A 14,892-nucleotide genomic window follows, 5' to 3' on the forward strand; every position below is an offset into this window, starting at 1 on the left:
TACAGATCAATATTTTCCCTAGAATAACATGAGCTGTCGGCAAATGGGCAGTGACATGAGTTGCAAAATTTAGCAGATTCTTATTGTTAGGGTTAAATAGTGTGTCGACGACAATAAAACATGACTCAGCGCAAGTAAAACACTTAACCACAATCAAGATGGGTGCAGCAGTAGCATAATGCGCATGCATCGTTATAATACAGCCCATCAATCGAGATTCTTAAAGGTATAGAACAGGACGATGTTTGAGAACCTAACCGACAGACTGTCACGCACACTGAAAAATATCAGTGGCCGTGGTCGCTTAACTGAAGAAAACGTTAAGGAAACCCTGCGCGAAGTGCGTATGGCACTGCTGGAGGCCGATGTTGCCCTGCCTGTGGTGCGCGAATTCGTTAATAATGTAAAAGAACGTGCCGTTGGTCAAGAAGTCTCTAAAAGCTTAAGCCCAGGCCAAGCCTTTATTAAGATAGTTCAAAGTGAACTTGAAAAATCCATGGGCGAGGCGAATGAAGCCCTAGATTTAGCCACTCAGCCGCCAGCTGTGATTATGATGGCGGGTTTACAAGGTGCGGGTAAAACCACCAGTGTGGCCAAACTGGGTAAATTTTTACGCGAACGCCATAAAAAATCGGTATTAGTCGTCAGTGCTGACGTTTATCGCCCCGCGGCGATTAAACAGCTTGAGACGTTAGCGCAAGAAGTGGCGGTGGAGTTTTTCCCATCGGACGTTAGCCAAAAACCAATTGACATTGCGAAAGCGGCGATTGCCCACGCTAAATTAAAGTTTATCGATGTGGTGATCCTCGATACCGCGGGTCGTCTGCATGTCGACGAAGCCATGATGGACGAGATCAAAGGCTTGCACGCAGCTGTCAAGCCTATCGAAACCTTGTTCGTTGTTGATGCTATGACAGGTCAAGATGCGGCAAACACCGCTAAGGCCTTTAATGAAGCTTTACCACTGACAGGGGTTATCTTAACTAAAGTCGATGGTGATGCGCGCGGTGGTGCGGCGTTATCGATTCGCCACATTACGGGCAAGCCGATTAAATTCCTCGGTGTGGGTGAAAAGACCGACGCGTTAGAGCCATTCCATCCAGACCGTATTGCTTCACGCATTTTGGGCATGGGCGATGTGTTATCGCTTATCGAAGAAGTTGAGCGCGGCGTCGATAAAGAAAAGGCCATGAAGCTGGCTTCGAAAGTGAAGCAAGGTGGCAGTTTCGATTTAGAAGATTTCCGTGAGCAGTTACAGCAAATGAAAAACATGGGCGGCATGATGAATATGCTGGAAAAACTGCCCGGTGTCGGTCAATTGCCCCCAGAAGCCTTAGCGCAAATCCAAGACGGCAAGATGACAGGTCAAATGGAAGCCATCATTAATTCGATGACTTCCAAGGAGCGTAAGAACCCTGATTTAATCAAGGGCTCACGCAAACGTCGCATCGCTGCCGGTTCTGGCACGCAAATTCAAGATGTAAACCGTTTATTGAAACAGTTTACTCAAATGCAAAAGATGATGAAAAAAATGTCTGCTAAGGGCGGCATGCAAAAAATGATGCGCGGAATGCGCGGCATGATGCCGCCAGGAATGAAATTTCCGGGACGTTAATCGGGCATTTTTAGTTAAACTTAGCACTTTATCAGTCGGTTGACTCTGGCAACAATGAACCGCTTACTGAGGGCGCAGGCGTAATAATCGCCATCTTTGGTTGCATTCGTTGGAAAGTCAGGTAAAATCTTCCGGCTTTCTATCTGGGACTCTTCGCGAACACGGGGTTCCAGTTTTTATTTTTGCTTCAAGCAAATCATTAGAGGATTGAAAACGCATGGTTACCATTCGTTTAGCTCGTGGCGGCGCAAAAAAGCGTCCATTTTACAACATCGTTGTTGCTGATAGCCGTAACGCTCGTGACGGTCGTTTCATCGAGCGTGTTGGTTTCTTCAACCCATTGGCCCGTGGCCAAGAAGAAACTTTACGTTTAGACCTAGCTCGCGTTGAGCACTGGGTTTCTAACGGTGCAGCTGCTACAGAACGTGTAGCAAAACTGATCAAAGACGCTCGTAAAGCAACAGCTTAATAGCGTTAAGGTATAGATTGATGAGCAGTAACCAACAGCCAGTCGTACTGGGGAAATTAGGCTCCTGTCATGGCATTAAAGGTTGGCTGAAAATCACCGCCTATACCGATTCTGTTGAAGGTATCTTTGACTATTCACCTTGGCTTATTAAAGAAAATGGTGAATGGCGCGAAATAAAGGTCACCCAGTGGCGTTATCAAGGCAAGGCCGTTGTTGCCTTACTTGATGGCGTAGAAACACGGGAGCAAGCGCAAATGCTCACAAATTGTGAGATTGCGATTTTGCCGGAACAGATGAACGATTTGCCAGCAGATGAATTCTACTGGCGTGATCTCATCGGTTGCGAAGTGGTCAATACAACAGGCTATAACATGGGAATTGTCGATCAGATCGTGGAAACAGGATCGAACGACGTATTACTCGTTAAAGCCAACGCTAAAGATAGTTTCGGCAAAGTGGAACGTATGATCCCCTTTGTCCCTGAGCAGTTCATCAAAACGGTGGATCTGCAAGGTAAACAGATTTTAGTGGATTGGGATCCTGACTTCTAAGTCGAGGTACAACAGATGTGGTTAGGGGTAATAACCCTGTTCCCAGAGATGTTCCGTGCCGTGACAGACTTTGGTGTTACGGGTCGAGCCGTGAAAAACGGCCTGCTCGAGTTGCACATGTGGAATCCCCGTGATTTCACCCATGATAGACACAATACGGTAGATGACAGGCCTTACGGCGGTGGTCCCGGAATGTTGATGATGGTGCAACCCTTGCGCGATGCCATCCATGCAGCGAAAGCCGCAGCGGGTGAAGGTGCGAAGGTGATTTACTTGTCACCTCAAGGACGCAAGCTGGATCAGCAAGGCGTCACTGAGTTGGCTCAATCATCACGTTTGATTTTGGTCTGTGGTCGATACGAAGGTATTGATGAACGCATCATTCAAACGGAAGTGGATGAAGAGTGGTCGATAGGGGATTACGTGCTTTCGGGCGGCGAATTACCGGCGATGACTCTAATAGATTCAGTATCGAGATTGGTTCCTGGCGTGCTAGGAAAACAAGCTTCGGCGGAGCAAGATTCTTTCTCCGACGGTTTACTGGATTGTCCACATTACACTCGCCCTGAAAGCTTGGATGGTCTTGACGTACCGGCAGTGCTGCTAAGTGGCAACCACGAACAAATTAGACTCTGGCGTTTACAGCAAAGCCTTGGTAGGACTTTACTTAGACGGCCAGAATTATTGCAAAATCTAGCTCTGACTGACGAACAAACGACTCTATTAGCGCAGTTCGTTGAAGCAATGAACAAGCATGCTTAGTCGTAGCTCAGTTAATTCTAGAACGGAGTAAGTTATGAACAACATCATTAAAATGCTCAACGATGAGCAAATGAAACAAGACGTACCTGCGTTTGGTGCTGGTGATACAGTAGTCGTTCAGGTTCGTGTTAAAGAAGGCGATAAAGAGCGTTTACAGGCTTTTGAAGGCGTTGTAATTGCTAAGCGTAACCGTGGTCTGCACTCTGCATTCACAGTACGTAAAATCTCTAATGGCGAAGGTGTTGAGCGTGCTTTCCAAACGCACAGCCCACTGATCGCTAGCATTGAAGTTAAGCGTCGTGGTCGCGTTCGTCGCGCCAAACTGTACTATCTGCGTGATCGTTCAGGTAAATCTGCACGTATCCGTGAGAAGCTGGCAACTAAGTAATAGTTACCGCTACAGAAAACAAGACGTAGTGTTCGCACAGAAAACCGCCCTAGTGGCGGTTTTTTGTTGCTGTTTTTTGAGTATTTATACTTGATCTAAAGAGAATGAACAGGCATAGTGGTCGCCTGCTTGTAATGGTGTAGCGTTACAGGATTACATTGCGATGGATTTACGCTATTTTATATCCGAAATGAATGCCCAAGCTGACTTGAAGTCCTGCTTCGACAACTGGGTTAAACACTAAGTCTTAGGTGGTAAGCATGCAACAAGATACGATTAACAACGTACACATCAGTTCAGAGAAAGTCTTAATCACGCCGCAAGAGCTTAAAAATGCCTTGCCACTCTCTGAGCATGCTTATCGTTATATCCTCAATGCCCGTAAAACTGTGGCTGATATTGTTCATAAGCGTGACAATCGAGTATTGATTGTCACTGGCCCTTGCTCAATTCATGATATCGCCGCCGCAAAAGAATACGCTTTAAGGCTTAAAACTCTGCACGATGAACTCAGTGATGAGTTTTATATCTTAATGCGAGTCTACTTTGAAAAGCCGCGTACTACGGTAGGTTGGAAGGGCATGATCAACGACCCCGATATGGATGAATCCTTCGATGTCGAAAAAGGCCTGAAAATGGCCCGTGAGCTGATGATTTGGTTGGCTGAGTTAGGACTGCCTGTTGCCACCGAAGCACTCGATCCTATCAGTCCTCAGTACATTTCTGAGCTTGTCACTTGGTCTGCCATTGGCGCTCGCACCACTGAATCGCAAACCCATAGGGAAATGGCATCGGGTCTTTCTATGCCGGTGGGCTTTAAAAATGGCACCGATGGTAAGCTCGATGTAGCGATTAATGCGCTAAAATCGGCGGCCAGTAGCCACAGATTTATGGGCATAAACCAACAGGGCCAAGTCGCATTATTGCAAACTGCAGGTAATCCCGATGGCCATGTGATTTTACGCGGTGGTGCAACGCCCAACTATGATGCGGCGAGTGTGGCAGAGTGTGAAACGCAGCTCCATAAAGCCAAACTCAATGCACGTTTGATCATCGATTGCAGCCATGGCAATTCATCCAAAGACTACAGCCGCCAAAAGCCTGTCTGTGAAGATGTGTTCGAGCAGATTTATAACGGCAATAAGTCGATTATTGGCGTCATGCTAGAAAGTCATTTAAATGAAGGCAATCAAAGTTGTGATAAGCCATTAAGCGAGCTTGCTTACGGTGTTTCTGTAACAGATTCTTGTATTAATTGGGAAAAAACAGAAACCATTTTACGGGAAGGCGCAGCGAAGTTATCTTCAATACTTCCAACGCGTTTCGATATGCTTAAAGTAGCTAACGCTTAAATTGGCTGCAGCTTAATGGACTCAGGTATGAATGAAAAAACAACGGCCGAATTAGAACACCTTCGCGGCCTGATTGATGGTGTTGATCAGCAATTACTGCACTTACTGCGTAAGCGCTTGGATCTCGTTGCGCAAGTGGGCACGGTGAAACACGGCGCCGGTTTACCTATTTATGCACCTCAGCGTGAAGCAGCCATGCTGGCTAAACGCCGTGAAGAAGCAAAAACTATGGGAATCGAGCCGCAGTTGATCGAAGATATTTTGCGTCGCTTGATGCGTGAGTCTTACCTCAATGAAAAAGATGTTGGTTTTAAGCAAGTTAAAAAAGATCTTGGCTCAGTGGTGATTGTCGGCGGTAAAGGGCAACTCGGTGGACTATTTTCACAAATGCTGACTTTATCCGGCTACCAAGTGAATTTGCTCGATAAAGACGATTGGCAGCAAGCGGATAGCTTATTTGCCGATGCGGGCATGGTGTTAGTGACAGTGCCTATTGCGATTACCTGTGAGCTTATTCGTGAAAAACTGACCCAATTACCAGCCGACTGCATTCTGGCGGATTTGACCTCCATCAAGACTGAGCCAGTTAAAGCCATGCTTGAGGCGCATTCTGGTCCCGTCGTTGGTTTTCATCCTATGTTTGGCCCTGATGTGGGCAGTCTGGCGAAGCAAGTCGTGGTGGTGTGTCATGGTCGCTCGCCGGAAAAATACCAGTGGTTGCTTGAGCAGATCGCCATTTGGGGGGCGCGGATTGTCGAAGCAGAACCAGAGCGTCACGACAATGCGATGCAGCTAGTGCAGGCAATGCGTCACTTCTCGACCTTTGTGTATGGTTTGAATCTGTGTAAGGAAGAGGCAGATATCGATACTTTACTGCAATTTAGCTCGCCGATTTACCGATTAGAATTGGCTATGGTAGGGCGCTTATTCGCCCAAAGCCCAGAGCTTTACGCCGATATTATTTTTGCCCAGCAAGATAGCCAGCATGCTATTGGTGATTATTTAGATAACTACCGTGAAGCGTTAGAGTTACTAAAACGGGGTGACAGGAACGAGTTTATTAAGCAGTTCCAAAGTGTCGCCAAATGGTTTGGGGATTTCGCCCCTCAATTCCAGCGCGAAAGTCGTATTATGCTGCAATCGGTTAATGATATGAAAACCAATTAATAAATAAACAGTTACTCTTTAAAACGCCCATCATTGATGGGCGTTTTTTTATGGATTTTTAACAGTTCACATTGTATTAATTAGCAATTGCTTAAGGTGATCTTTCTCTAACATTTAGCATCTCACTTTAGAAATGACTGTCGCTTATGGCACGTTTAGGTAGACTAGTTTTAAACATGCAAATATAAAGCATGAATTTAAATTAGGAGTCTATCCATGTTCTGTATTCAGTGTGAGCAAACCATTCGTACACCCGCTGGCAATGGTTGTAGTTATTCCCAGGGTATGTGTGGCAAGTTGGCGGCAACGTCCGATCTGCAAGACTTGCTGATTTACATGCTGCAAGGCGTGTCTGTATATGCGGTTAAAGCTCGCGAGCTGGGCATTATCGATGCTGAAATTGATAGTTTTGTGCCTAAAGCCTTTTTCGCGACCCTCACCAACGTCAACTTCGATGATGAGCGCATTATGGCCTATACCCAGCAGGCGGCTAAGTATCGTGCTCAGTTAAAAGCTTCTTACGAAGCGGCTTGTGAACAAGCCGGTATTGCTGCTGAGCAAGTGCCGCAAGTCGCTCAGTTAGTGTTGGGGACCAGTAAGATTGAAATGCTAGCGCAGGCACCGATTGCACTGCTGAATAAAGATAAGCATGAAGTTCATGAAGACATCATGGGATTGAGGTTATTGTGTTTATATGGCCTTAAGGGCGCAGCTGCTTATATGGAGCATGCTCGCGTGTTGGGTCAGACTGATGCTGATGTGGCAGGGCGCTTCCATGAAATCATGTCTTTCTTAGGTGAGCCGAGTGTAGATGGCGATAAGCTGTTTACTACGGCTATGGACATAGGTCAGTTGAACTACCGCATAATGGCAATGCTGGATGCGGGTGAAACTCAGGCCTTTGGTCATCCTGAGCCAACTGTGGTCAACACTAAGTCAGTTAAGGGCAAAGCCATACTAGTCTCTGGCCATGACATGAAGGATTTAGAGCTTATTCTCGAGCAGACTTTAGGCAAGGGTATCAATGTGTTTACCCACGGTGAAATGCTTCCTGCACTGGCGTATCCAGCCTTTAAAAAATATGCACATCTTGTCGGAAATTACGGCAGTGCTTGGCAGAATCAACAGCAAGAATTTGCCAATTTCCCTGGTGCTGTGGTGATGACATCTAACTGTATTATCGATCCAAATGTGGGTAGTTATAGTGATCGTATCTTTACTCGCAGCATAGTGGGCTGGCCTGGTGTGGTGCATATCGAAGGAGATGATTTCTCGGCTGTCATTGATAAAGCGTTAGCCTTAGAAGGCTTTATCTATGATGAAATCCCACACACTATCACTATTGGTTTTGCCCGTAATGCCTTGATGGCCGCAGCGCCCGCCGTGGTTGAAAATGTGAAGAGTGGTGCGATTAAGCATTTCTTCCTTGTTGGCGGTTGCGATGGCGACAAAGCTGACAGAAGCTACTTCACTGAACTTGCTAAATCCACACCTAAGGATTCAATAATCCTGACGCTAGGCTGTGGTAAGTACAAATTCAATAAGCTCGAATTTGGTGACATTAACGGTATTCCACGTTTGCTCGATGTGGGCCAATGTAACGATGCCTATTCAGCGATTCAGTTAGCGATTGCATTAGCTGAAGTGTTTGAATGTGATATCAATGAATTACCTCTGAGCTTAGTGCTTTCTTGGTTTGAGCAAAAAGCCATTGTAGTACTGCTGACGCTGTTGTCACTTGGCGTTAAAAATATTCGAACAGGCCCGACGCCACCTGCGTTCCTGACGGCCAATTTAGCCAAAATTTTGGAAGATAAGTTTGGCTTGCGTAATACCACGACAGTCGAAGCCGATTTAAAAAATATGTTAAACGTGGCTTAAATCAACCAAGAATTGTTGCTGAACTGCGGTTTTGGCTTGTTTACTGAGGCCGCAGTGTTTTGTGGGTAAATGCTATGAACATGAGTGTGATAGCGGGAGCGCGGGCATTATCGGTTTCGCCCCATAAACCCGGAAGTGTTAATCAATTAGTGTGCGTCGAACGCTGGAATGAAACCTCGGATGTCGTGAGTTTTCGTTTTCAAGCGGGCGAGCCGATGAAGTTTGACTATAAACCCGGTCAGTTTATGACCTTTGTGCTTGAGATTAATGGCGAGCAAGTGTGCCGCAGTTATACCTTGTCATCATCGCCATCTAGGCCCTATTCCTTGATGGTGACGATTAAGCGTGTTGCGGGTGGACTCGTATCTAATTATCTTATCGACAATCTATTACTCGGCCAGAGTGTGCGAGTGCTACCGCCCGCGGGGCAATTTAATCTGTTTGATATTGCTCGGCTAAGCCATAAAGAGCCAGAGACTGAAAAGTTAGATGCTAATCTGTTAGCTATAACGGCGCAGAAATACCTTTTTTTGAGTGCTGGTTGCGGTATTACCCCCATGTACTCTATGTCGCGTTATCTGACTGATACACAAATTGATGCCGATATTGCCTTTGTGCACAGTGCGCGATCAGAGAATGATATTATTTTTAAGTCATCATTGGCGACTATGGCCAACCGTTTTAATGCATTTAAGCTCAGCTACGTACTTGAGACTGTCACTGAAACACTGGGGTGTTCACCAAAGATAGCATTCGATTTCGGGCGGTTAAGTGCACAGATGCTACAAACCTTAGTACCTGATTTTGCAGAGCGTACTATCTACCTTTGTGGGCCAGAACCTTATATGCAAGCGGTAAAAACCTTATTGGTCGAACTCAATTTTGATATGAGTCGGTTATACCATGAGAGTTTTGCCACGGCCGAGAAAGTTGCTCGCAGTCAGCTTATGCAAGCAAACTCGTCAGATGGAACGAGTGAAAACCCACCAGAAGTGGCTTTCGCCTTGTCTATTGGCGATCGAAGCACGACGCTAAATCAAGGGCAAAGTCTGCTGGAGGGAATTGAGGCCGAAGGTTTGCCGATTATTGCGGCCTGTCGTTCGGGCGTTTGCGGCGCGTGTAAGTGTCAAGTCTTGGAAGGAGAAACGGTATCGACAAGCGTGATGACACTGACTGCTGCAGAAATTGAGGCCGGTTTTGTACTCGCTTGCTCCACAACATTAGCATCCGACGTGACGCTTAAACTTTAACGTGCTGCTAATTAGCGTCATTTACTTGTGACTTATTTTTAAATGGATGGAAATATTTCTAATCCTTAGTTGCGCTTATCTCAGTGAGAACGTAAGGTTAATGACAAGGGCGTATGATGTTTGCGCCCAGTCTATTAGTCTGGCTGGAGTCTCTCAATGACAATGACAACCACTTATGCCGCAAAAATTGAAGACCGTACTCTGGGACATTTGTTGTACGCCTTGATGTCGGGTTTTCCCTTATTATTACTTCCTGTGCTGCTAAGTTTGTTCATTAATGTTTCCCAACGCCAATTCCATGGTAATCCATTATTGGCGTCGCATTTACGTTGGCAACGGCATTCTAATCTCGCCTTTCTTGGCTTGCTAGTGCTCGGCTATTGCGTTCCACTGACTTGGCTCAGTCTTTCGATTTATCTCTTTGGAATCATTTGGTTTTGCCACAGGATCATTAAAGGGTGGTTAAGTCTATTGGATGGTTTAGAAATCTAAACTTGTGCTAGAGTCTCTAAATTGATGATTTTTAGAGGCTATTATGTCCAGCTACCAAATTCTGTGTGTCCTCTGCGCGTTGGCGCTAGTGACTTCGGTTATCTCCTCTCGCGTCCATAAACTGCAGGAAACTGTGGCCATTACAGCTATTGCCCTAGGAATGAGTTTGTTGTTGCTCCTTGGGGGAAAGGCTTTAGGTGGGGACATTTATGTGTATTTTGTCTCTGGCTTAGAGAAACTCGATTTTCAAGCTTTACTGCTCAATGGCATGCTCGGTTTTTTACTCTTTGCCGGCGCATTACAAATCCGCTTAAAAATACTGAGGCATCAAAAGTGGGAGATCCTAATCCTTGCTTTTATAAGCACCTTATTGTCGACATTTATTATAGGTGGGCTGTTATTTTGGTTCGCGCCTATGCTAGGTCTCCCGCTACAATTCAGCCACTGCTTACTGTTCGGCGCCTTGATTTCGCCCACCGATCCTATCGCTGTTTTGGCTATTTTAAAGAAAATGGGTGCGCCGGAAGATATTGCGATTCAAGTAGAAGGAGAATCTTTATTTAACGATGGCATAGGGTTAGTGATTTTTGTGGCAATATCGCAATTGGCTTTCTCCACCGAGCCACTGACGTTTATCCATATCTCTGAGTTATTTATTCGTGAGGCGGTAGGTGGGGTTATTTACGGTGGCGTGCTTGGTTTTCTGCTGCATCATTTTTTCCGCTACTGCGAGGAAGAAACGCAATTAATGCTGGTTACCCTGCTGATCCCAACCGCGGGATATGTCATGGCGGATGTGCTTGGTGTTTCAGGTCCTTTAGCTATGGTGAGTGCGGGGATGATCATAGGAAATTTCAGCGTGCCTAAGTTTTTTGCTCGTAACGAGCGAGTGAAACTATTTACTTTTTGGTCGCTGATTGAATCCTTCTTTAATGCCTTACTCTTCCTATTGCTTGGTTTATTGCTTTTGTTAGTCACTTTCAAAGCACCATTATGGTGGTTTATGTTTGTGGCTATACCAATAGTCTTGTTGGCGCGTGCAATGAGTGTGTTATTACCTTATTTGGGCTTTCGATTGTTTAAGTCATATAACCCCTATGCAGAGACGATTTTGATTTGGGGTGGTTTAAGGGGAGGATTAGCCCTCGCTATGGCGATGAGTTTGCCTGAGGGTATCGTCATAGATGCTATTGGTGGTGTAGAGCTGCGGGAGTTGTTGTTAGTGATGACCTATGCCGTCGTCGTATTTTCGATTCTAGTGCAGGGCTCTACTATGACAGGGCTTATCCGTAGGAGTAATGCCGTTACTGAACCATCGAGTGCTGTTGGCTCTTCTTAAAATGCATAAAGGATCACTGCGCTGCAATACTAAACAATATTAAGCCTGCTAGTCATCACACTGGCTAGCAAGCTTGTCTGAGTCAATTAGGGATAAAAGAAGCCTCATTTATCCCTTAACACACTTCGAACTAACCACATTTCACTTTAAATTAAATCACTCAAGATCAAAGCTTTAATTTGCCCGATATAATTCCCGTACCACAGCGCTTATTAAGTTAAGCGACTCATGGTCATCACTGCTAGCTAGTGGACAATTGAGTATCAATCCATCCACTTTAAGCTGCTTAATTCCTTGTGTTTGAACCAATAGGGCATCATCTGATACGGCATAACTTGGGTTGATTAAAATCGGCAAATGGCTCGTGGCTTTAATCTGGATCAGGCTCGCTAAATCGAGTGAAGGTAGATTGGCGTTATTTAAGGTTCTAATGCCTGAGTCACACAGAACCAGTTGCTGATTGCCTTGGCTTAAAATGACTTCTGTTGCCGTGAGTAATTCTTCAAAACTTGCCATATCGTTACGCTCAAGTATTAAAGGTATCGGTAGGGTTCCTGCTTGAGTCAGTAAAGTTTGGTTAAACATCTGCTTGCCTGCGAGGAATAACATATCGGCGTGCTGGACTGCTAATGGCATATCAGCTTCTTGCGCTATGGCAATAATGCACACTAGGCCATATTGATGCAGGATTTGGCGTAGTTTAGCGAGAGTAACTTCTGCCATAGTCAGTTGATTAACAGCGCTGAGCAAAACGGCTTGGAATCCCGCTTCTTTAAGCTGCTTCACTTGCTGCTCGAAAGCCGATAATGCTAAATGTGAAATGTCATTATTCAGTGTGATTTGGGCTATGGCACCGACATGCCCTGCACCGATTGTCATTGCGCCACAGTTGATTTCACTGGCTTGCTCTTTATAGGCTTTGCTATATCGAACTGGACTGGCATTAGCACCATTTTCGCTGATGACTTGATCCTTAGAGGTGCTGGGCTCAATCAGTAGCTGGCTGTTGCTCAGCTGTGTGGGCTTGACTGTTTCACAAGGATAACAGCCTAATACTTTGATAAAACGGGTGATCCGCTCGAGTTGCTTTAAACCCGCCTGCATAGATTCACTGGAGATATTCGCGTCGATATCCAAATAGAACATCTCTTCCCAAGGAGTCCCTGGAATCGGGCGTGACTCTAATTTGCTCATGTTTAACTGATGCGCTTTTAGAACCAGTAAGGCTTCCACTAAAGCACCAGCTTTTTGGCCTGTTGCCATGATCAATGTAGTCTTAGCGGGTAACTGCTCTGGTACGGCAACGGCTTTGCGAGCAACAACGATAAAGCGACTTTGGTTGATCTTCTGATTAGCTAAACCTGCTTCTATGGACTCAAGTTGATAGAGTGCACCACCTTCGGCGCTGCCAATCGCTGCTGCACTATTATCTGGACTTTGGTTTACCTTTTCCATTGCTTCTGCGCTGCTTGAGCAGTATTCCAGTCTCAAGTCTTTGTGTTGAGTTAAATATCTGCTGCATTGGCTAATAGGTTGAGGGTGGGCATAGACAGTTTTGATATCAGCTAATTTACTGCCAGCTTTTCCTAGTAGGCAATGGCTGACTTCAATCGTCGTTTCGCCAACAATCGACAGACTGGTGTGCTGTAGCACGTCGTAGACTTCGTTGATTGAACCTGAAGATGTGTTCTCAATCGGCAGGAAACCATAATCAGCATGTCCAGACTCAACGGCTTGCACTATTTCATCGAAACTTTGGCAACCTAAGTCCAGCATTTCAACTTGGCGACGTTGGCAATAGCGTGTAGCTGCGAGATAAGAGTATGAACCTCTAGCACCGAGGTAAGCGATACAATACTGTTGTTTTTGTGTCTCTGGATTGGCGCGGCCGTGAAGGTAAGCTTGTTGATTCAATACTGAATCTTCAATGATGCTCTGGTAAAGGGAGATAACATAGTGGGCATCTAATCCTTTCTCTCTGCCTTCTTTCACTAGTCGAGCGAGCAGTTCTTTTTCCCTTTGGGTATCTCTGATGGGTCTAACATCCACTTCTTTGCTACGGGCTACTTCTAAACTTAAGCGACGGCGCTCTGCGAGTAATGCCAGCAGTTCATTATCCAGATGGGTGATCTGCTCTCGGGTTTGATTTAAAGGCTGTGGTGTATGCATTCTGACCTCAATTGCCGCCATGTATTTTATCAATCGTTTAAGACAAAAAAGCCTCCCAGTTGGGAGGCTTTGGATTTTTACTTTCGTTTTTACACAGTAAATCCGCCTCCTAGAGTGGGGGTGTAAAAAAGAAAGTAAAAAAAGCTGCTGTTATCATTTTCATAGTCTTAAAACTAAAGGGCTAGGGCTTAGCTGTCAATCAAAACTTTCTTAAAGGTAATCTAAAAAGAAAGCGCACCCGAGGGTGCGCTGGTTTGGTTCAAGTATGTATATATGGTCAAGCGAGTTTATCCTCCTTATGGTCAGTGTGGGACAAGGTAACACATTCGTTTATCTTACATTTACGTGTAACAGTAAAACGTTGACAACTCACTAGATAACGACTTGCATTTATAATGAACATTAACAAGTACTTTATGCAGCATAGCGTATAACCTTGAAACTATGCAGTTTGCAGTACCAGCGAACTTACGTTGATATGTCTTGCACTTATATTTTAACAATTAACACTTGCATGGAGCTATAACATTAAAAACTAACACTAACAAAACGGACATTTAAAAATAAACGATTTACGGCTCATTGGTTGTACTAGGTACATTTTGCTGTAAGAACAGCTTAGCCTTGTCACGCGTTTAGGTCTTGCTACTTACATTATTACCATTATTACCATTATTACCATTATTACTTTTTACTTTAAAACCTAACATGTTAATACATGGAGCGTATAAAAAACTCTCATTTACTGTTATTGCAATTTTCGTCAAGTCTAGATTTCCTCCTTTTTAGTTGATAAGTAAACATTATTTAAGGTGTCTATAAATATCAAAACTCAACTAATGGTAAACGTTAACACATTACATAAATAAACATTTATACGATTTACAGTTTTTACTATACAAATAACACTAAGTAAACTAATGACTTTTAATCAAACCAACGTATTGGACTTACATTAAACACTTGCATTAAACACTTACATTAAATCACACGCTAAAAACGCTAACTAACATATCAGTGTAAATATGACTCTCTTCATATAACTAATCTACATCTAACTAAACGTGACAGGTTGTTACCTCATTTATCTCAGTGTTTAGCACGCATTGGTGCTGACCCGTTTTACAATAAACGCTTTTATTCATGTAGCTTTTGTAAATGTGATTTTTGTTTATGTTTACCTGAGCCTCCATTGTGGATATAAAAATTTGATAGTTAAAGGTTTTGCTAATGTACTCGTTGTACTGTACTCGGCTCCTTATGTTAACTCTGGTATTCAGCAATGCCGCTTGTTTCTGGTGGTCATCCTGATATTGGGTCAAAATTGAGTACTGCTTTTAGTGAATGCCAACATACTTGAATGTTTCTAAAATCAAATTGTTCGCTCTTGTGTTGCCTCCTTTCCAAACTTGCTATTGAAAGTGGAACCTAGTTGAAAATAAAAATTGAACTTTTAA

General features: G+C 44.4%; 12 protein-coding genes and 1 other annotated feature. Of the genes, 11 read left to right on the top strand and 1 reads right to left on the bottom strand.

Features of this window, described 5'->3' with window-relative positions; translation table 11 throughout:
• Positions 1–241: 241 nt before the first annotated feature.
• The 11 genes from ffh (at position 242) to KO533_RS04495 (ending at position 11,266) form a co-directional block, all read left to right on the top strand.
• The gene (ffh, locus tag KO533_RS04445; RefSeq protein WP_006080787.1) at positions 242–1,615 is read left to right on the top strand and encodes a signal recognition particle protein; all 1,374 of its coding nucleotides are present in this window, start codon (positions 242–244) and stop codon (positions 1,613–1,615) included.
• Positions 1,616–1,832: 217 nt separating this feature from the next.
• On the top strand, positions 1,833–2,084 hold the full coding sequence (gene rpsP / locus KO533_RS04450; RefSeq protein WP_006080788.1) for a 30S ribosomal protein S16: 252 nt from the start codon (positions 1,833–1,835) through the stop codon (positions 2,082–2,084).
• Between the two features lie 20 nt (positions 2,085–2,104).
• Positions 2,105–2,635, top strand: a complete 531-nt coding sequence (gene rimM / locus KO533_RS04455) for a ribosome maturation factor RimM (protein WP_006080789.1) — start codon at positions 2,105–2,107, stop codon at positions 2,633–2,635.
• A gap of 15 nt (positions 2,636–2,650) precedes the next feature.
• Positions 2,651–3,397 (top strand): tRNA (guanosine(37)-N1)-methyltransferase TrmD, encoded by a 747-nt coding sequence (gene trmD, locus KO533_RS04460; protein WP_219253012.1) that lies wholly within the window; start codon positions 2,651–2,653, stop codon positions 3,395–3,397.
• Between the two features lie 34 nt (positions 3,398–3,431).
• Positions 3,432–3,785 carry a 50S ribosomal protein L19 gene (rplS, locus tag KO533_RS04465; RefSeq protein ID WP_006080791.1) on the top strand — a complete coding sequence of 118 codons (354 nt, stop codon included), beginning with the start codon at positions 3,432–3,434 and terminating at the stop codon, positions 3,783–3,785.
• A gap of 260 nt (positions 3,786–4,045) precedes the next feature.
• Positions 4,046–5,137: a 3-deoxy-7-phosphoheptulonate synthase gene (locus KO533_RS04470; protein ID WP_219253015.1), complete on the top strand. Its 1,092-nt coding sequence runs from the start codon at positions 4,046–4,048 to the stop codon at positions 5,135–5,137.
• A gap of 27 nt (positions 5,138–5,164) precedes the next feature.
• Positions 5,165–6,304, top strand: a complete 1,140-nt coding sequence (tyrA, locus tag KO533_RS04475; protein ID WP_028760808.1) for a bifunctional chorismate mutase/prephenate dehydrogenase — start codon at positions 5,165–5,167, stop codon at positions 6,302–6,304.
• Positions 6,305–6,520: 216 nt separating this feature from the next.
• On the top strand, positions 6,521–8,185 hold the full coding sequence (hcp, locus tag KO533_RS04480; protein ID WP_219253017.1) for a hydroxylamine reductase: 1,665 nt from the start codon (positions 6,521–6,523) through the stop codon (positions 8,183–8,185).
• Positions 8,186–8,259: 74 nt separating this feature from the next.
• A complete protein-coding gene (locus tag KO533_RS04485; RefSeq protein WP_219253019.1) occupies positions 8,260–9,435 on the top strand; it encodes a hybrid-cluster NAD(P)-dependent oxidoreductase in 1,176 nt (391 codons plus the stop codon).
• 156 nt (positions 9,436–9,591) lie between these two features.
• Positions 9,592–9,927 (top strand): hypothetical protein, encoded by a 336-nt coding sequence (locus tag KO533_RS04490; protein ID WP_105249849.1) that lies wholly within the window; start codon positions 9,592–9,594, stop codon positions 9,925–9,927.
• Between the two features lie 43 nt (positions 9,928–9,970).
• A complete protein-coding gene (locus KO533_RS04495) occupies positions 9,971–11,266 on the top strand; it encodes a sodium:proton antiporter (protein ID WP_219253021.1) in 1,296 nt (431 codons plus the stop codon).
• A gap of 174 nt (positions 11,267–11,440) precedes the next feature.
• Here the strand turns inward: KO533_RS04495 and KO533_RS04500 are convergent, their stop codons facing one another.
• Positions 11,441–13,435, bottom strand: a complete 1,995-nt coding sequence (locus KO533_RS04500) for a chorismate mutase (protein ID WP_219253024.1) — start codon at positions 13,433–13,435, stop codon at positions 11,441–11,443.
• A 41-nt stretch (positions 13,436–13,476) separates the two neighbouring features.
• Positions 13,477–13,593 (bottom strand) — a sequence feature (Phe leader region).
• Positions 13,594–14,892: the final 1,299 nt, after the last annotated feature.

It is taken from the genome of Shewanella sp. NKUCC05_KAH (assembly GCF_019345585.1).
Classification (GTDB): domain Bacteria; phylum Pseudomonadota; class Gammaproteobacteria; order Enterobacterales; family Shewanellaceae; genus Shewanella; species Shewanella oncorhynchi.